Below are 19,648 nucleotides of genomic sequence, written 5' to 3' on the forward strand. Positions count from 1 at the left end.
CCAACAAAATGCCGGACATCATATTTTTTAGCAGGGACTAATGATTTGGTAATAAAATTTTCACTATTGCAGGGTCAGGATTATAAGCTATAGCATATAAAATCTTACCTGTCTTGTCTATACACATATTCTGTAAATTCATATCCAGTTCATACTGACACAAATTATCTCCGTTCCAATCATAAACATATATGATATTACCATTCATTGCATTTGTTGAATGTTCCTGAAAATTTTTTCCGGAATATAATACATAAATATATTTATCCGTACATGTTGCATATAAATAACAGAAAGGTGTCTTCTTGGAAGTACCTGTAAAACTTTCCGAACCAGCTTTGTAATTATAATCTGGGTACGATTTGTATAAATCAGTAATCTTACGAATACTATCACCGCTAAAGTCATAAAGTTCAATCATATCTGCTGTCATAGTATAGGCAATCATTTTTTTACCTGAAGGACTGACTGCAATTCCTCCCATATAAGCCTGTGCTTTGATACGGTTGTTGGTTTCTGCTTCCTGCTTATCCCTTGCCGGCCATTGTCCATACAATCCTTTCATCTTCCCTGTATTATCCAATATACAGAAACGCCCTTTTTCGTAAATTCCAGTTCCTATAAAATATTTATCAGATACAGGACGGACATCATAATGAAGATATGTGTTATCCAGACTGGTGTGTAGTGATAACTTTAAATTACTACCGCTAACGTTAAGTAAGTCTATTTCTTTCTTATTGGGATCATAAATTCCAAACTCGTTGTCTTTATAATCAAATAATGATGATATCATTGTAAATTCGTTTGGTCCTTGTCCCATTATTCCACATTTACCTATATAATTGCAGTCTGGTAACTTAAATACATGAATCAAACTATCTTGAGACATATCAACAACCACCAAAAAAGAATCAGAGACTGCGATGAGTGATGGATTTCCAAACAAATAATCATCATCAATTATGTTACATTTCAAAGAAATCTTTTCTACTATATTTTGACTGTTTTGTTTACAGCCTATGACGATAGATAAAAACAATAATAAACCAAAGCACTTTATAAAATTACCCATAATAGAAATATAAAAATCACGTTTTCAACAATACAAAAGCACTATCCATATAAGACATTTCACTACTGTCCAGAAAAAGGAAACCGAACCAGAACCGGGTCTGGATTATTTGAAAATACATATATCGCCCTGTCATCCTTATCCACACAAAACCGGAATACAGGCAGATTCAACATCTAGAAACTAAAACAAGAATCTTTTTCATACGCATTTTCATAATTAAATATACCAAAACAATTTCAGTTTTCTCATTTTGCGATGTTCTTTTATGATGTTTCGTTATTGCAAAAATAGAGGTTATTTCTCTATACAGAGTGGCAGGCATCTCTACATTTTAGATGTAAGCAAAATGAGGTATATTATTGTAAATCAACAACAAATCGTGTATGGATGAGAACGGCGTTCTCTACATTTGCATTTTTCAGAACTCCGTCAGCCAGCAGACCAGCGTCATTTCTTCGTGGAAACCGCTTTCGCCCCATTCGCTGAGATGTTTCTTCAGCCGGAACTTTTTCTGTGAGATGGAAGCGGGCGATACGGAGAAGATGGAGGCCAGCTGGACATTGCCGAGCCGTAGTCGGATGAGCAGGCACAGGCGCAGTTTCTTTCCGTCAGCTGGGGGTAGCGGTCCTGCAGGCTGATGGTGAAACCATCCCAGGTATCGTTGCATAGCTGAACCAGCTTCTGCCATTCCGCTTCGCTCAAGATGTGGCATTTTTTATGAGTGAACAGGGCATCAAAATCTTCCATGCTTTCAAATTTTTGACAGCCGACAAAAACAAGCATAAAAAACAAATACAGAAAAACTTGATTTTTCATAAGTACCTTAACAGAATAATTGTAAAACTATATAATTATATCATCTTCAATTCCCAATCAAAAATTTAATCAAGAGATTTATCCCTTCATCAAATCAAAGGGAACCGAACCAGAACCGGATCCGGATTATTTGAAAATGCATATATCGCCCTGTCATCCTTATCCACACAGAACCGGAATACAGGCAGATTCAAAATATATTTTTTATATGCCTTACCCCTCCAGTCGAATACATAGACAATAGTTCCTTCAAAAGATTTCATGCCCTCTTCTTTATATGTCTTGCCTGAATATAACAGATAAACAAAGTGATCGCTGGCAGTGGCATCCATAAACGTCCTGATATTATCGGCACTGATAGGAGCCGCCCTTGCATCACCTTCCTGCATGGGTTGATATTGCGGATAACTATATTGATATTCACACACTTTTCTTACTGATGTGGAGTCTATATGATAAAAATATACAATTTTCAGCACTGTTTACAGCATAAACAAACTTATCATTCGAAGGATTATTCTGAAGAGTTCCCTGATAGGCCAGTCCCCTTAAACGGTTCTCAATCTGTTTTTCCTGTGCATCGCGATAGGGAAAATCTCCCAATTTCTGCAATATCTGATTGTTCTTTTGCAGATAAAACATGCAGTCATCGTAAAAGCCAAATGACAGTTCTGTATTAAATTTTGTAGGAAACAGCTTAATGGTACCCGAAAAAGTATCTTTATAACAAACTTCCGGCTCATTCCTTTGATTCAGGAAGTCATCGACACTCAAAGCAGACAACCTTTTATTCGCATAGTCAAATACGGCAATGGCTGTATCACCACATGGCAAATATTCCATAGGCATTATAAATTCATTACCCCCTTGGACTTTCCTCCCTAAACCAAGCACCTTATTGCCATGATTCAGGTCTACCAGATGAAATATATTCTCCCCAGCTATATCGTCATACACAAAAAGCATCGAATCAATATATTTCATGCTAAAAGGTTTTCCCCATAAATGTCCATCTGTATTCAGCACCGTGCATTTTATTGTATCACCACCTGAGAATAACGCATCAATACTACTTTTATCCACATTCTGAGAACATGAGAATAAGCATACAGAAAAAACCACAACAAGACTTCTTAACATAATCCAATAGGTTAAAATAATGAATAAGCCAATTTTGTTTGTACCAAAATTAGGGAAAAATGGAGATACAAAATCTGAAAGTTTTCTGAGAAGAAGTTATTTCACTGACAAACAACTGTTTAGAATTTCCTTTTTCAGAAAACTTTCAGATTCAATATCTAAAAACTAAAAAAGAATCTTTTTCATACGCACTTTCATGATTAAATATATCAAAACTATTTTCTGCTTTCTCAAATGTGTCCTGTCATTAAAAAGGATACCTTGCCAAATGATATTCAGGTATAAATCTCAGGCCATATAAGGTTCTGTTTGTTAAATGTAAACACAGGTACAGGAAGCTTATAGACCTTATCATGAGTTCCGTCCAGATTGAATGACAGCAAGGTGTCCAACTTTCTACTGTGTAGCATATGCACTATAACCCCAATAGTTCCAATCCTTTTTCTTGCTATGACAAAAATTTCTTTTCATAAATCTTTCAATAATTCTATTTTGGCAACACACAGATTAAAAAAAGCTCTTTAAAACTAAATGTAGTTTTCAGAATCTTTTTAGCCACCTTGTAGTAAGGTGTTATTAATTGTGTATCCCATAACAATAATATTATAACGATTGTTATAGTGCAAATGTAGAAATAAAATTCAATATAATACGTCTTTTGTACGAGAATATAATATATATACGTGATAATTTTCTTCATGTCGTTATATTTCCTACCTTTGCATGGTATAAAAAACTTAATAAGTATGAACAAAGGAGAAACAAGCCGACAGAAAATACTAATAGAGGCATTCAGACTGTTTGCCACCATGCCTTATGACCGTGTGTCTTTCAGTGTACTGGAGAGGGTAATAGGCATAAGTCGGGGTTCCATGATATATTATTTCAAGAACAAGGAAGGCCTGTTTAAAGAGGTTGTAAAGACTTACGTATACGGTACATCATCTATAAAGGCTGTACCTGATGCCTATAAATTGTCCCTTTGTTCTTTTTATAATTATTTCATTGAGATATTGAAACGCGAAAAGGAGCAGATGTATGACACGGGCTTTATGAATATGAATGAGGCCCTGATGCGCATTGAAAATTCAGCTTTGTCTTATATACCTGACTTTAAGGAACAATGCACCAGATGGTATGAAGAAGATTTGCAAATCTGGAAATCCGTTGCCGAGAATGCAATTTCCTCTGGTGAGATCAGAAGCCAATTAGATTCCATCAGCATTAGCTATTTATACGAAGACTGTTATTTAGGCAGAGCTTTTGAGGGGGTGTTCACAGAGAGAGGATACGACATAGACAGGCTAAAACAGACTTACGACTACATTTATGCCCTTCTCAAATGACAGAACAATACCTGAGCGATTTCAATAGAAGCACCCATCGCAAGATATCTATTCTTCAACTATTTCTTTGAAATTACTCCAATTACGAGTACTTCTATATAAGTCAGCAGTTCCTTTGGGCACAAAAAGAGCACACTCTTCTGTGTTAGGAACAATCCTTACCGTAAGAGGCTCTTGCCATTTAAGATGCAAACGTGAAACTGTACATCCAAGAAATGCCTCACTGGAAATGGTCGTTACAGTCATGGGAATAGTTAAATCCTTCAATAAAGACCCGGTCGTAAAAGCCTGATTCCCTATTGACGAAAGGTTTGAGTCATCATTGATTTGTATATCTTCCATTCTCAAACAATCATAGAATGCCTTGCTATTGATTTCCTCCACTGAATTGGGTATTTGAACCTTATTGAGATTTTTACATCCTTTGAAAGCTGACATCCCGATGATTTTCAGTCCTTCAGGAAGGATTATGTCTTTGAGATTAACTGCATTTGTGAATACATCGGAAGGAATTTCTCCATATAAGAAAATGTCTTCATACCTCTTTGACGGATTCCAACCGTAATACTCGAATGGATTTTTATCACCGGCAACAATTGTACATTCTGAGAGATCAATGCTTACAGGATTTTGCGCATAGCTATTTTCCTGATTTGATAATAAACTTTTTATGACCGGAAAATCAAGGCCATTGACCGGGCCGATAATATTAAGAGAACGTATGCGGTTTAGGTTGCTGGCTTCATTTCCTAAAAGAACCTGAAGACATCCCGGCTTATCAACTGATATTTCCACATTTTCACCAAATGAGGCTGGCTCTTGAATAATGCAAGGGCCACAATGATCAACAGCCGATTGGTCATTGATTTTAAAATCCAAAGACGCAATTCGTCCTAATCCATCGTTCTTTTCAAAGGTCAAGGTTATAATGTATTCATTGTCATTGGCAGCTGTAACTTTTTCTACCTTTATCCAATCCGTGTTTTCAGGGTATATCTCGGCAACTGGAAGAGAGCCGGCTTGTACCTTGACGCTCATTTCTCCTTTCCCATTATGAAGATAGTAGCAATTATTTTCAGGGACAACGCGGTGAATACCTTCTTGCGTGATGTGAATAATGGTTGTTTCGCCTTTGGAGCTAACGACCACAATGCCCTGCCGGGTCGGAATATCGGGATTTTCCGAAATGTTGATAAGTAATTCTCCATTTCCTCCAACAAGTGAAATGGATGCACCAATCCATGCTTCGTCTGACGAAACTGAAATATCTGAATTGATTGTAGTGAATTTCAGAACGACTTCTGTTTTTTCGTGAGTAGAACTGATTCCCTGCTTTATCAGTACCGAAGCTTCCTGAGACCACGATATGTTTCCGCTTTCTTCATCATGGCAACTTGACATGAATGTAAACAACACAATACTTAATAAATACAATGTTATTTGTCTCATACTTTACTGCTGTCCGGAGAAGTTTTACCACAGCGAGAACTGCCTAGGACCATCACCCTCCAGAACATTAGCAGTGAGGTCGGCTTTGATTAAATATATCTTTGATATAGACTCTTTTAAATTAAATTGAAAAAGAATGAAGGATTTGACTCAACATATAATGTCTCTTTGCAATGATAGAGTTTACTTTACAATCTAATTTTTGGGGAGTAACTCCCTACTCTACAATCATACTTATTAAAGTGATTAATCATTAAACATATACATTTTTAGCACAAGGCATTTTTATCGTTTAATATATTCCTACTCGTAACGCTTTTCAGATTCCACGCTTATACAGTTTGGTCTGTCGATGCTCTCAATGCTAATCTTGGAGTATCGATTATGAATTCACCGACAAAGATAATATATTTATATGTAACGATTGTTATATTATTCTATTTTTTACTCGCTGATTATGTATTTAACATGGCTTATCTTTTATTATTTATAGTAATAACCAATATAAATACGCGATTATTAATGGTTTATATTACACCACAATATGCACTTTATATCCTTTTATATATAACGATTATTATATTGCAGATATATAACCTTTATAGAATCTTATGAAAAATGAAGACGCTACATTTATGCTAGGGGATACTATAGGCTGAGAACTGTCTCCTCTAAAATCAGAAATATAAATAATGTTTTTTCTTTTTGGATCTCCAAGGGAATTGAAACATAAGTTTCAAACAACTTTTCAAAATAAACATTTCTAATCATTGAACCATAAATCTCCGACTTTTCATGTTATTAAAAAATTTTTAACCTTAAAATTGTTTTAGGTTTCTATTAGATTGTTTATTTATAGAAGACAGTTTGAAAATGATTTGGTAATAAAATTTTCACTATTGCAGAGTCAGGGTTATATATAGCATATAAGATCTTACCTGTCTTGTCTATACATATATTCTGTAAATTCATATCCAGTTCATACTGACACAAATTCTCTCCGTTCCAATCATATACATATATGATATTACCATTCATTGCACTTGTTGAATGTTCCTGAAAATTTTTTCCGGAAGCAGTGAATTACTAAAGTTTATAAATAATAATCTTTGGATCATTCTCATAGGATATAGCATAAATCAGACCGTCATTTTCTGAGATACAGAAGTTATACAGCTGGGATGATATCTTGTATTTGTTCAGCAGTTCTCCTTGTGTACTGAATATATGAAACTCATTTCCATAGTTTGTCTTTCCATTTTTTTCTTCTCCTGAATAGAGACCTACTACATTTTCCTTTGTAAATCCTGCAGCCAAATATCCTGTGGGGCTAAGTTGTTTTAAGTTACGTCCGTTTACTGCGTATTCGAATCCTGAAGCTTCATAACTCCATGCAGGGGTAAGTTGCTGATTGTGCAGGGTGAGAACGGATAAGGTCCCAGACATGAAGACAACACTAGCTACGGAGGTCTTGTCGCTTGACAAATATAGACGTCCGTAGTTGGCTTTTGATAGGGACATGTAATCCGTGTCTTTGTTGTCACAAGTTAGATAGTTTCCAAAAGTGCTAAGACATTTCATATCCTTATTCAGTAAGGTGTATTTCTTTTCGGTTCTTCCGGTAGCTATATATCCGTTCTGTATTTCGTATATTTCCATAAATCGACTGTTTACAGGTAATTCTTTTACGCACACTGGTGGGCATTGCCCTTTGTGATAATTTAAACTATCAATAGAGTAGACTACAAGTTTTCGCAGGAGATTATCAAATAATGCAATATACCAGTTTTGGTTTTTTCTAAAAATATCCATACTAGTTATTTGTAGGAACTCATTAGGCCCTTGTCCTTTTTTGGCAAAAGAATACATTATGGAATCGTGTTCTATGTCTATAACATCTATGTTATAGGAATCAGCAAAAGATTTGTCTGTGAATAGTTGATTGCCGGCTATTTTTATTAATGAAGGTGAACCTACTTCTACTTGCAAGCTGTCTGTTGGGTATAAATATTTGGCATTAGAATATTTTTTTTTCTCTACGCATGATATGGTTAGAAATAAAACGAAAATGAAAAAAATAGGCTTCATAAATAATCAAGATATTGTTTTTATTCCCCTTTTTCCTCCTAAGAGAAAAAGGGGAATATGGAATTTAATGTTTAATTATTTCTGTAATCTGGATAATCATTATGACTTGTTTCACAGATAGCATTTCGGTCAAGTGTCCACCCTCTATTGCTTTCTCCAACAGCCAATGCTTCAACATTTTCCATGGCAATGTCTGACAGAGCAATTTCTTTCTGTGAATTATATACATTATATCTAGCTACCGAAGCAAATGCTGATGCAAAATGTATTTTCTATTCTTTCTCATTATTCATTACTCTTATATTATAGTTTATTCAATCACCCTTTAACAGATTTGAATCATCATATACTCAACTCTACTGAAAGATGTGTCTTTGTAAGTGAACTAATCTTTCCGAAAATTGAGAAATCGAGAGAAAAATCGTCATTTCTTCTGATGAGTATGTCAAGCTTGTATTTCAAGGCCAACTCACTTGGGACTGGAATGAGTTTACTTCCCGCTGAAGTGGTAATAGTGGTGACTCCATAAGACTTTTTCCGTTCCTGATTTGTCATAAAAAAAGGAACCAGCCCAAACAAGACAAATAAATAAATGTGCTTTATCATAAGTACTTTGCTTGACATTGTCTTATACAAACAGTTTTAAATTTCACAATAACAAAATTAGGGAGAAAACATATATTCCACAACAGAATCTGAACCAGCCAATTCATACGGAACTGAAACAAACGGTTTAACAGACACATAGAAACAGAAAATGTCAGTTCATGTCAGTTGGAATCCGTTTCACCTGATACAAATAATTTCATTGTAAATCTTTTTATTTTACTTCCTTATTTTTTATGTTTGTATCAAAATTAGAAAAAAACAGATATACAAAATCTGAAAGTTTCCTGAAAAACAATCATCTCACTGACAAACAACCGTTTAGGATTTCTTTTTTCAGAAAACTTTCAGATTCAACACACAAACAATGGGAATGAATAGCATCAAAACTGTAGGATTGGGTATCATTTATATGGCACTTATTTCGTGCATCATACTTTTTTCAGTCACAAGAAAAAAAGAAAACATCATACAGAAAAGCCAGATAGCATTTTATACAGCTATTGGAAAAGAAAAAAAATTATTCATCCAAAAAGTCTTTATAAACTTTGATTCCAAATATTCACCTGATACAATTCCTGCCTCTGACAAAATAGAGTGGGCAAACCAATTGTATCTTACGATGGAAGACTCATGCAGGCACAGACTGGACAGTCTTTTCAACGAAGAGATGGCCCGACAGGGTTTGAACCTACAAACAGCAATAACCTACACATACAATGGAAAATCGACGAGCAGCCGTACGAAAGATTTTCTGGAAAAAGCCACATTGATACAGACAAACAGATATACCAAAGAAAACAAAAAGGAGACGGACCTGATTGTGAAGGCATACGCATACTTGCCCTTCTATCTTCTTTTAGACAATATCACAGTCTATTTGCTGGCATTATTGAATGTAATGGGACTGACTGTCTTTTTCTACATGAAAAGACACACTAAAAAACAGGCACAAACCATGAAATTGTCACCACTCGAAACCGAAAAACGAAAAACGGACCCAAGCAAATGGTGCAGCATCCATGAGGGATTTCTATGGAACGAACACGAACACAGCATAAAGCATAATGAAAAGACAATCATTTTAAACGGAGAATCACTTAAGTTCTTCAAGCTGTTCCTAAAAAAAGAGGCTTTCTTCCTAAACTATTCCGAGATATACATTCTATATGGATTGATAGATGAGTCTCCCGAAATCAAAGACAGAATCTATCATTCCATCAGACAACTGAAAAAAGACCTGAGCGATTTCAATATAACGATACAGTCTGTCAGAGGAAAAGGGTATAAATTAATTTTCCCAACATTCGATGAAGGTACTGCCCTACCCGAATAAAGGGAAGCTGGTAACTACTCTGTTCGCCAGTCTGCTATCGTACCTGTTTCACGTTGGCCTTGTAGTCTATGAACTCTTCTGCAAAATAGTACTTACCCGTGATTTCGTTCATATTCTCGTCGGTGTGAGACACAACTGTCATTTTGCTCATTTTTTCTTCTTCAGAAAAGGAAATTCAGCCCTCAGGTCAATCCTCATGCACAAACTGTGCAGGAAAAGAAGCTCCACAAATTCAAGAAGAAAAGAAAGCTCCCTAAAATAGGAGATGAAGGAAACAAGAAAGCTGTTTCAGCAACAAAGGGAATACCAAGAAGCGAAATAAGTCTTCATTCAGTCACACTAGGAAATTCCAAATTCACGCTTGAAATAGAAAATAAAGTCCTCAAAAATCTTCATTTTAAGGCCTGCAAAAAAGACACAAGTGCGTTTGTCCGGAAGCTCCTAAGCGTTTGCCGGAAAACGCAAGGACGTTTGGAGTGAAACGCCTTTGCGTTTGCCTCCGAACGCCAAAGCGATTTTTCCGGATTTTCATTTTTCATTCTCCCGGGACGACTGTTTCACTCCCCTTCTCCTTCTCTACAGACTGCTGTGGGGCAGATGAGGTTTTCGGGTTCCAAAAGGCGGCTGCACAGAAGAGGCTTTTTGCCGCCAGACACAGTTAGAAAAACCCGTCAATTTCACCCTTTTTGACAGGAATTTCTCAAAACAGCAAACATTCTGACAAAAAAAGAATGTCATCCCCGAAGCAAGAAAGACTCCTGAAAGCCTTTGCGGGAATGACATTCCTTATTTTAAATCATCTCTGGCGGCGCACTCACACACCCCGCATCTTAAATGCCCAAAGATTTCTTTACTGCATCTACTTTTTCTTTGGCGTCGGCCAATGCACCTGCATAGCACTTCGGACAATGCATTTCGCCCTTGATTTCCATGTAGAACTTAATCTTAGGTTCTGTGCCGGAAGGACGTACAGAAACTTTTGTACCGTCGGCTGTAAAGAACTGAAGCACATTGGAAGGTTCCGGCATATCCAAGTCTGTGGCTTTTCCGGTGTTGTCGGTAGCCTTCAAGGTCTTGTAGTCTTTTACCAGAACCACTTCCGAACCACCCAGTTCTTTCGGCGGACATGCACGGAAGTTGTCCATCATGGCCTTGATTTCGTCGGCACCCGTCTTACCCGGTTTCACTACGTTGACAGTCACTTCCAGTGAGAAGCCGTATTCTACGTAGATTTCCATCAGTATGTCATACAAGGTCTTGCCCTGGTCTTTGGCCCATGCGCAGATTTCAGCCAGCAGTGAGCAGGCAGAAACGGCATCTTTATCACGTACGAAGTCTTCAGCCAGGAATCCGTAGCTTTCTTCACCGCCACCGATGTATTGTTCCTTGCCTTCACGCAGACGGATTTCACGGGCAATCCATTTGAAACCAGTGTAGCAGTCGAGCATCTTGATGTGGTTCTTGTCGGCCACCTTCTTAATCAGTTCTGTGGTTACGATGGTCTTCACGATGAACTCGTTGCCTTTCATCTTGCCCATGGCAATGCGGTTCTTGATGATGTAGTACAGGAAAATCAAGCAGGTCTGGTTACCATTAATCAAGACCCATTCGCCCTTGCTGTCCTTGCAAGCCATACCCACACGGTCGGCATCGGGGTCGGAAGCCATCACGATGTCGGCATCGATTTCCTTGGCCAGCTTGATGGCCAAGGTCAGTGCTTCTGCATTTTCCGGGTTCGGAGATACCACTGTAGGGAAGTCGCCGCTCTTCACCATCTGTTCGGCCACGCAATGTACGTTTTCAAAGCCCCACAATTTGAGTGACTGCGGAATCAGTTTCATACCGGTACCGTGAATCGGAGTGTAGACAATCTTCAGGTCTTTCTGACGCTTGATCACTTCCGGGTCGATAGACAAGGTGTGTACCTGACGCAGGTATTCGTCGTCAATTTCCTTGCCGATAATCTGAATCAGTTCCTTGTTGCCCTGGAACTTGATTTCGCTCACGCTGGAAATCTTGTTCACTTCGTCGATGATGCCTTTGTCGTGCGGAGCCAGTACCTGTGCACCGTCGTCCCAGTAAGCCTTGTAACCGTTGTATTCTTTCGGGTTGTGAGAAGCCGTGATGTTGATACCGCTCTGGCAACCCAGATGACGGATGGCAAATGACATTTCCGGTGTAGGACGCATGTCATCGAACAGATATACCTTGATACCGTTGGCTGTGAAGATGTCGGCAGAAATTTCCGCAAACTTGCGGCTGTTGTTGCGGCAGTCGTGACCTACCACTACCGAGATGTCTTTCTTTCCGGCAAAGCATTTGTTCAGGTAGTTGGCCAAGCCCTGTGTAGCGGCACCTACCGTGTAGATATTCATTCTGTTGGAACCGGCTCCCATGATGCCGCGCAAACCACCTGTACCGAATTCAAGGTCTTTATAAAAAGCATCAATCAATTCCGACTTGTCGGGATTTTCAAGCATGCGTTTCACTTCAGCCTGTGTTTCGGCGTCGTAGGCAGGCGTCAGCCATGTCTGAGCTTTCTCTGTACACTGTTGAATTAATTCATTGTTTTCCATGATTATACTGTTTAATAAATAATAATTTGCATATCAATACACTGACAAAAATAGACCATTCGGATAAATTATCCTAATAAAAGACGACGTATTTTTTAGAGTCATTCCAAAAAGATTGCAGCTTCGGGATTTCTTAATATCTTTGTAACCGCTTAACAAATACGAAAAAATGAGACAAAAAATGATACTGGCACTGGCCTTGACGGGGGTACTCTCCGGACAGGCCCAGAATGCCACCGACAACTACTTCCGTTCTCCGTTCGACTTCCCGATTCTGCTCAGCGCCAACTTTGGCGAACTGCGTCCCAATCATTTCCACAACGGGCTGGACATCAAGACACAAGGGGTAACCGGCAAACCCATTTACTGCATTGCCGACGGCTATGTATCGCGTGTGGCGGTATTGCACGGAGGATACGGACAGGCTCTCTACATCACCCACCCTAACGGACTGACTTCGGTGTACGGACACGTAGTGTCATTTGCCAAGAACATACAGGCTTACGTGCGCCAGTACCAGTATGCGCACGAAACATTTACCTGCGACCTGAAATTCAAGCCCGGACAGTTCCCGGTGAAGAAGGGGGATATCATTGCCCTGAGTGGCAATGAGGGGGCTTCGGCCGGACCTCACCTGCACCTGGAGCTGCGGCAGACGGAAACGGGGGAATACATTGACCCCATGCCTTACTTCAAACGTTTTCTGAAGGACAGCAAGGCGCCCGTGGCCAGCCTCATCGGCATTTATCCGATTCTGGGAGAGGGCGTGGTGAACGGCAGCACACAAAAGAAACTGCTCAACGTGAATGCCCTGAGACAGCCCATCCACGCGTGGGGGAAAATCTACACGGGCATCAGCGCCAAGGATTACATGGACGGTACCTCGAACTTCTACGGCGTACACTCGGTCACGCTTTATGTGGACTCGGTACAGGTGTTCAACAGCACAACCGACCGGGTGCTGCCCGACGAGAACCGCATGATCAACGGGTTTACGGACTACGACGAGCTGACCCGCACACGACGGCTGATTATGCGTTCCTATAAGTTGCCCGGCAACCGGCTCCGGCTGCTCCGCACGGATGAGAACCGGGGGGCTGTGGACATCAACGAGGAACGGGACTATCATTTCCGCTACGTGCTGGAAGACAATTTCGGCAACCGCAGAACATATGCATTTACCATAAAGGGCAAACGGCAGGACATTCCTGCTTACAAGCCGGAAGCCGATGAAATGCTCTACTGGAACCGGACCAACATCATCCAGCAACCGGGCATGGAACTGGTGGTGCCCCGCTACTACGTATATGACAACGTGCCGCTCCACACCCGTGTCAAAGGGGATAGCTCGCACATTGCCTTCGACTATGTACTGGATGCGGGACGGACACCTATCCACAGCTACTGCGACTTGTCCATCGGCCTGCGCCACAAGCCGGTGGCCGACACCACGAAATACTACATCGTGCAGAAGGCCGGCAAATGGCGGAGCTCCATGGGCGGGAAATACGAGAACGGATGGGTCAAGACCCGGATACGCTCCCTCGGCACCTTCTCTGTCGATGTGGATACCGTGGCGCCGAGAATCACTCCCGTCGGACAGGGCGGATGGCGCAGCAACCGACAAATCCGGTTCCGCATCAGCGACGCAGAATCGGGTATCGGCACCTACAAGGTGTACATTGACGGGAAGTTTGTCCTCTTCGGCCTGAAGAAAGGCATCCTGGTGATACAAGACCCGGAAAAGGTGAAAAAGGGAGTTCCCCACAAGGCCGAGGTGACCGTGACCGACCAATGCGGAAACACGGCCCGCAAGGAATACAAGTTCTGAAAGAATCAATAACTCAAATCATAAACAATCTACCTACATGAAAATGAAAAAAATAATGCTGGCTGTCTTTCTGCTGACAGCATGTATTGCCAACGGATGGGCATGTACCAACTTCATTGTCGGAAAGAAGGCTTCAGCCGACGGTTCCGTCATCGTTTCTTATTCGGCCGACTCTTACGGCATGTTCGGCTACCTGTGCCACTACCCGGCTGCCCAGCATGCACCGGGCGAAATGCGCGACATCTACGACTGGGATTCGGGCAAATACCTGGGCAAAATCAAGGAAGCCAAACAGACCTACAACGTCATCGGCAACACGAACGAGTTTCAGGTGACCATCGGGGAAACCACTTTCGGCGGACGTCCGGAACTGGTGGACAGCACCGGCATCATGGACTACGGAAGCCTGATTTACGTGGCCCTGCAACGTTCGCGCACGGCCAAAGAAGCCATCAAAATCATGACCGACCTGGTGAAAGAATACGGTTACTACAGCAGCGGTGAATCGTTCTCGATTGCCGACCCGAACGAAGCCTGGATCATGGAGATGATTGGAAAAGGACCGGGCGTGAAAGGGGCTGTATGGGTGGCTGTCCGTATTCCGGACGACTGCATTGCCGCTCATGCCAACCAGAGCCGTATCCACAAGTTCGACATGAACGACAAGGAGAACTGCCTGTATGCACCCGACGTGATTTCCTTTGCCCGCGAAAAAGGCTATTTCAGCGGCAACAACAAGGACTTCAGCTTTGCCGATGCTTACTGCCCGCTCGATTTCAGCGGCCTGCGTTTCTGCGAGGCACGTGTGTGGAGCTTCTACAACATGTTCAGCAAGGCGACCGGACAGTCTTACCTTTCTTATATCCAGGGCGAGAGCAAGGAGCCGATGCCGCTTTACGTAAAACCGGACCAGAAGATTTCGGTACGCGACATCCAGCATGCCATGCGTGACCACTACGAAGGCACTCCGCTCGACATCACCAAAGACATGGGTGCCGGCTGTTTCGAGATGCCTTACCGCCTGTCGCCGCTGACCTTTAAGGTAGATGGACAGGAATATTTTAACGAACGCCCCATCTCTACCCAGCAGAGTGGTTTTGTATTCGTTTCACAGATGCGTTCCAACCTGCCCGACGCCATCGGCGGTGTGCTCTGGTTCGGTCTGGACGACGCCAACATGACGGTCTTCACTCCGGTGTACTGCAACACGGACAAGGTGCCTTATCCTTACCAGCAAGGAAACGGTGACTGCGTGACCTTCTCATGGGATTCCGCTTTCTGGATTTACAACTGGGTGGCCGACATGATCCGTCCGCGCTACAACCTGATGGTGGAAGACATGCGCACCGTGCAGAACAGCCTGGAAGATACTTATGCACAGGCACAGGAAGGCATTGAAAGCACCGCCTTGAAACTGTATCAGCAAGACCCAGCCAAAGCCAAGGAATTCCTGACCAACTACACACAGATGACGGCACAGACTGCCGTAGACAGCTGGAAGAAACTGGGCGAATTCCTCATCGTACGCTACAACGACGGTGCCGTGAAACGCATGCAGAACGGACAGCTGCAACGCCCGGCTACCGGCAACACGGCTCCGCTGGACCGACCGGGATACAGCAAGGAATTCTTGCAGGAACTGGTAAAATCAACCGGCGAACGCTACAAAATGAAAGAACTGAAGTAAGCAGATTTTCTTCTGCTTTCTCGTTCTACAATCAAAAGTTATGATTATTTTTGCAAAAAATAAAATACAAGCGAATCTGAAGAAACTCAATGATAGAGAAACATATCGTACTCGAAGATATTGACCCGGTGATCTTCTATGGCGTGAACAATGCCAACATGCAGATGATCAAGGCCCTGTTTCCCAAGCTGCGGATTGTGGCACGCGGAAACGTCATCAAAATCATGGGAGACGAGGAGGAAATGTGCGCTTTCGAAGAGGCCGTCCTGGCGCTGGAGAAACACTGCGTGCAGTACAACTCGCTCAATGAAGAAGTCATCCTGGACATCGTGAAGGGCAATGCCCCGAAAATTGAAAAGACGGGCGACGCCATCGTGTTCAGCGTGACGGGCAAGCCGATTACTCCGAGAAGTGAAAACCAGTTGAAGCTGGTGCGCGAATTCGAAAAGAATGACATGATTTTTGCCATCGGTCCGGCGGGTTCAGGAAAGACCTACACGGCCATCGCCCTGGCGGTACGGGCCCTGAAGAACAAGGAAATCAAGAAAATCATCCTCAGCCGTCCGGCCGTAGAAGCAGGCGAGAAGTTAGGATTCCTGCCCGGCGACATGAAGGACAAGATTGATCCTTACCTGCAACCGCTATACGATGCGCTTCAGGACATGATTCCGGCGGCCAAGCTGAAGGAATACATGGAACTGAACGTCATCCAGATTGCACCGCTGGCCTTCATGCGCGGACGTACGCTGAACGACGCGGTGGTCATCCTGGACGAAGCGCAGAACACCACCACCCAGCAAATCAAAATGTTTCTCACCCGAATGGGTATGAACACCAAGATGATTGTGACGGGCGACATGACGCAGATTGACCTTCCCGCCTCGCAGACTTCGGGACTCGTGCAGGCCATGAAAATCCTGAAAGACGTGAAAGGCATCAGCTTCATCGAACTGAACAAGAAAGACATTGTCCGCCACAAACTGGTGACCCGCATCGTGGAAGCCTACGAGAAATTCGAGGAAAAAGAGAAAGCGGAAAGAAAACAATTACGTGCTGCCAGAGAAGCCGAAAAGACTCCACAGGCATAAACACACATAACGGAATCTATTCATTACTAAACATAACAAGACAATGAGTAAAGCTTTAACAAAAACAGACTTCCACTTTCCTGGACAGAAAAGTGTGTATCACGGAAAAGTACGTGATGTGTACAACATCAACGATGAAAAGTTAGTAATGGTTGCTACCGACCGTATCTCGGCATTCGATGTCGTGCTGCCGGAAGGTATCCCTTATAAAGGACAGATGCTGAACCAGATTGCGGCTAAATTCTTGGACGCTACCACAGACATCTGCCCGAACTGGAAACTGGCTACTCCCGACCCGATGGTTACCGTGGGCGTGATGTGCAAAGGTTTCCCTGTAGAAATGATTGTACGCGGCTACCTTTGCGGAAGCGCATGGCGTGCCTACAAGGGTGGTGTACGTGAAATCTGCGGCGTGCGTCTGCCGGAAGGCATGAGAGAAAACGAAAAATTCCCTCATCCGATCATCACTCCGACTACCAAGGCTGAAATGGGTATGCACGACGAAGACATCTCCAAAGAAGAAATCCTGGCCAGAGGACTGGCTACTCCGGAAGAATATGCCATCCTGGAAAAATATACCCTGGCGTTGTTTGAACGCGGTACTCAGATGGCGGCTGAACGTGGCCTGATTCTGGTAGACACGAAATATGAATTCGGAAAGCACAACGGCGAAATCTACCTGATGGACGAAATCCATACACCGGACTCCAGCCGTTACTTCTACTCAGAAGGTTATCAGGAACGCTTCGAAAAAGAAGAACCGCAGAAGCAGCTTTCAAAGGAATTCGTACGCGAATGGCTGATGGCCAACGGCTTCCAGGGTAAGGAAGGCCAGCAGGTACCTGAAATGACTCCGGCCATCGTGGAATCTATCAGCGACCGCTACATCGAGTTGTTTGAGCACATCACAGGCGAAAGCTTCGTAAAAGGTGACACAGACAACCTGACCAAACGTATCGAAAAGAACGTAACTGACTATTTGTTGCTTTAATTAAAAGCATCTGACCCTAATCTCCCTTTGTGGAATGAAACGGCTTTCATTCTCAGAGGGAGATTCACCATTACATTGTCCCATCTTAACTTTCCACGCATGTCTCATTATCCACAAGAAAATATCAAGCCATACAACGAAAAAGAGGGCAAGGCTGCCCAGGTAGAGAAAATGTTCGACCACATCGCACCGGCATACGACAACCTGAACCACCTGATGTCATGGGGAATCGACAAAAGCTGGCGACGGAAGGCTATCCGCCTGCTGGAACCTTATCACCCCCAGCACATCATGGATGTGGCTACCGGTACGGGCGACTTCGCCATCCAAGCCTGCCAGATGCTGCAACCGACCGAACTGATTGGTACGGACATCTCGGAAGGCATGATGAACGTGGGACGTGAGAAAGTGAAACTACTGGGACTCGACAAACAGATTTCGTTTGCCAAAGAAGATTGTACGGCACTGTCCTTCCCCGAAAACCGGTTTGATGCCATCACGGTGGCATTCGGAATCCGTAACTTTGAGCATCTGGACAAGGGCCTGAAAGAGATGTACAGAGTACTGGTACCCGGCGGACATCTCGTCATTCTGGAACTGTCGGAACCGGCACATTTCCCCATGAAACAAGGCTATGCACTTTATTCCAAATTCGTGATTCCGGCCATGGGCTGGCTGCTCTCGAAAGACCGCAGCGCCTATACCTATCTGCCCGAATCGATCAAGGCTTTCCCGCAAGGAGAAGTCATGCAGGAAATTATCCGGAAAGCGGGTTTCAGCGAGGTAAAATTCAAACGCCTGACCATGGGTACGTGTACACTCTATTTTGCGACAAAATAACTAATATCTTTGAACCTTATGAAAAAATTTGGCTTAATCGGTTATCCGCTTGGACATTCTTTTTCCAAGAACTTTTTCAATGAAAAATTCCATTCCGAAAATATTGATGCCGAATATGTGAATTTTGAGATTCCAAGCATCGAAGAATTTCCGCAAATCATCAAAACCAATCCGAACCTGGCAGGACTGAACGTCACGATTCCTTATAAGGAAAAGGTCATCTCTTATCTGGATGAACTGGACAAAGACGCACAGGAAATCGGAGCTGTCAATGTCATCAAGGTGGAGCATACCAAAGGAGGCGTCAAGTTGAAAGGATACAACTCTGACCTCATCGGCTTTGTCCAATCCATTGAAGCGCTATTGGAGCCTTATCACAAGAAGGCGTTGATTTTAGGTACAGGGGGAGCATCGAAAGCCATACACCAGGGATTGAAACAACTGGGACTGGAAACGCTGTTCGTTTCACGCAGCAAACACAATGATGAAGTCATCACGTACGAGGAGATTACACCTGAAATCATGCAGGACTACAAGGTCATCGTGAACTGTACGCCGGTAGGCATGTATCCGAAGGCGGACGAATGCCCGAATATCCCTTACGAATTGCTGACTCCGCAGCACCTGCTCTACGACTTGCTTTACAATCCGAATACTACGCTTTTCATGAAGAAAGGTAGCGACCAGGGAGCCATTGTCAAGAACGGGCTGGAAATGCTCTTGTTGCAAGCTTTCGGAGCATGGGACATCTGGAACAGCTAACCACCGACTCAACA

At 42.5% G+C, this 19,648-nt stretch carries 16 protein-coding genes; 8 read left to right on the forward strand and 8 right to left on the reverse strand.

Annotated features, from left to right (window positions below):
- Window positions 1-37 precede the first annotated feature (37 nt).
- The 4 genes from RDP42_RS06565 to RDP42_RS06580 all read right to left on the reverse strand — a co-directional run bounded on the left by RDP42_RS06565 (window position 38) and on the right by RDP42_RS06580 (window position 3,034).
- The gene (locus tag RDP42_RS06565; protein ID WP_308763047.1) at window positions 38-1,075 is read right to left on the reverse strand and encodes a BF3164 family lipoprotein; all 1,038 of its coding nucleotides are present in this window, start codon (window positions 1,073-1,075) and stop codon (window positions 38-40) included.
- A gap of 421 nt (window positions 1,076-1,496) precedes the next feature.
- Window positions 1,497-1,790 (reverse strand): hypothetical protein, encoded by a 294-nt coding sequence (locus RDP42_RS06570; RefSeq protein ID WP_308763048.1) that lies wholly within the window; start codon window positions 1,788-1,790, stop codon window positions 1,497-1,499.
- A 193-nt stretch (window positions 1,791-1,983) separates the two neighbouring features.
- A complete protein-coding gene (locus RDP42_RS06575) occupies window positions 1,984-2,373 on the reverse strand; it encodes a BF3164 family lipoprotein (protein ID WP_308763049.1) in 390 nt (129 codons plus the stop codon).
- On the reverse strand, window positions 2,315-3,034 hold the full coding sequence (locus RDP42_RS06580) for a BF3164 family lipoprotein (protein ID WP_308763050.1): 720 nt from the start codon (window positions 3,032-3,034) through the stop codon (window positions 2,315-2,317). Before RDP42_RS06580 ends, RDP42_RS06575 begins: the two co-directional genes overlap by 59 nt.
- A 746-nt stretch (window positions 3,035-3,780) precedes the next feature.
- Here RDP42_RS06580 and RDP42_RS06585 point away from each other — a divergent pair.
- Window positions 3,781-4,380, forward strand: coding sequence for a TetR/AcrR family transcriptional regulator (locus tag RDP42_RS06585; protein WP_308763051.1), 600 nt, complete (start codon window positions 3,781-3,783; stop codon window positions 4,378-4,380).
- 48 nt (window positions 4,381-4,428) lie between these two features.
- Here the strand turns inward: RDP42_RS06585 and RDP42_RS06590 are convergent, their stop codons facing one another.
- The 3 genes from RDP42_RS06590 to RDP42_RS06600 form a co-directional block, all read right to left on the reverse strand.
- On the reverse strand, window positions 4,429-5,829 hold the full coding sequence (locus RDP42_RS06590) for a leucine-rich repeat protein (RefSeq protein ID WP_308763052.1): 1,401 nt from the start codon (window positions 5,827-5,829) through the stop codon (window positions 4,429-4,431).
- A gap of 1,086 nt (window positions 5,830-6,915) precedes the next feature.
- Entirely contained in the window at window positions 6,916-7,917 is a 1,002-nt protein-coding gene (locus RDP42_RS06595) for a BF3164 family lipoprotein (protein WP_308763053.1), read from the reverse strand.
- Between the two features lie 71 nt (window positions 7,918-7,988).
- The gene (locus tag RDP42_RS06600) at window positions 7,989-8,186 is read right to left on the reverse strand and encodes an NVEALA domain-containing protein (RefSeq protein ID WP_308763066.1); all 198 of its coding nucleotides are present in this window, start codon (window positions 8,184-8,186) and stop codon (window positions 7,989-7,991) included.
- 704 nt (window positions 8,187-8,890) lie between these two features.
- On the opposite strand from RDP42_RS06600, the gene RDP42_RS06605 reads away from it, so the two are divergent.
- Window positions 8,891-9,859, forward strand: a complete 969-nt coding sequence (locus RDP42_RS06605; RefSeq protein ID WP_308763054.1) for a hypothetical protein — start codon at window positions 8,891-8,893, stop codon at window positions 9,857-9,859.
- Window positions 9,860-10,689: 830 nt separating this feature from the next.
- Here RDP42_RS06605 and RDP42_RS06610 read toward each other — a convergent pair.
- Window positions 10,690-12,435, reverse strand: coding sequence for a phospho-sugar mutase (locus RDP42_RS06610; protein ID WP_308763055.1), 1,746 nt, complete (start codon window positions 12,433-12,435; stop codon window positions 10,690-10,692).
- A 169-nt stretch (window positions 12,436-12,604) separates the two neighbouring features.
- Between RDP42_RS06610 and RDP42_RS06615 the strand changes: the two genes are divergently transcribed.
- The 6 genes from RDP42_RS06615 (at window position 12,605) to RDP42_RS06640 (ending at window position 19,634) form a co-directional block, all read left to right on the forward strand.
- Window positions 12,605-14,266 (forward strand): M23 family metallopeptidase, encoded by a 1,662-nt coding sequence (locus tag RDP42_RS06615; protein WP_308763056.1) that lies wholly within the window; start codon window positions 12,605-12,607, stop codon window positions 14,264-14,266.
- A gap of 37 nt (window positions 14,267-14,303) precedes the next feature.
- Window positions 14,304-15,953 (forward strand): C69 family dipeptidase, encoded by a 1,650-nt coding sequence (locus RDP42_RS06620; protein WP_308763057.1) that lies wholly within the window; start codon window positions 14,304-14,306, stop codon window positions 15,951-15,953.
- Window positions 15,954-16,042: 89 nt separating this feature from the next.
- Window positions 16,043-17,041: a PhoH family protein gene (locus tag RDP42_RS06625; RefSeq protein WP_022354741.1), complete on the forward strand. Its 999-nt coding sequence runs from the start codon at window positions 16,043-16,045 to the stop codon at window positions 17,039-17,041.
- 43 nt (window positions 17,042-17,084) lie between these two features.
- Complete coding sequence (locus tag RDP42_RS06630) at window positions 17,085-18,032, forward strand: phosphoribosylaminoimidazolesuccinocarboxamide synthase (protein WP_308763058.1); 948 nt, start codon at window positions 17,085-17,087, stop codon at window positions 18,030-18,032.
- Between the two features lie 99 nt (window positions 18,033-18,131).
- Window positions 18,132-18,872 carry a bifunctional demethylmenaquinone methyltransferase/2-methoxy-6-polyprenyl-1,4-benzoquinol methylase UbiE gene (gene ubiE / locus RDP42_RS06635; RefSeq protein WP_308763059.1) on the forward strand — a complete coding sequence of 247 codons (741 nt, stop codon included), beginning with the start codon at window positions 18,132-18,134 and terminating at the stop codon, window positions 18,870-18,872.
- 18 nt (window positions 18,873-18,890) lie between these two features.
- Window positions 18,891-19,634: a shikimate dehydrogenase gene (locus RDP42_RS06640; protein ID WP_204476363.1), complete on the forward strand. Its 744-nt coding sequence runs from the start codon at window positions 18,891-18,893 to the stop codon at window positions 19,632-19,634.
- The last annotated feature ends 14 nt before the right edge of the window (window positions 19,635-19,648 follow it).

Source organism: uncultured Bacteroides sp. (genome assembly GCF_902472605.1).
Classification (GTDB): Bacteria; Bacteroidota; Bacteroidia; order Bacteroidales; family Bacteroidaceae; genus Phocaeicola.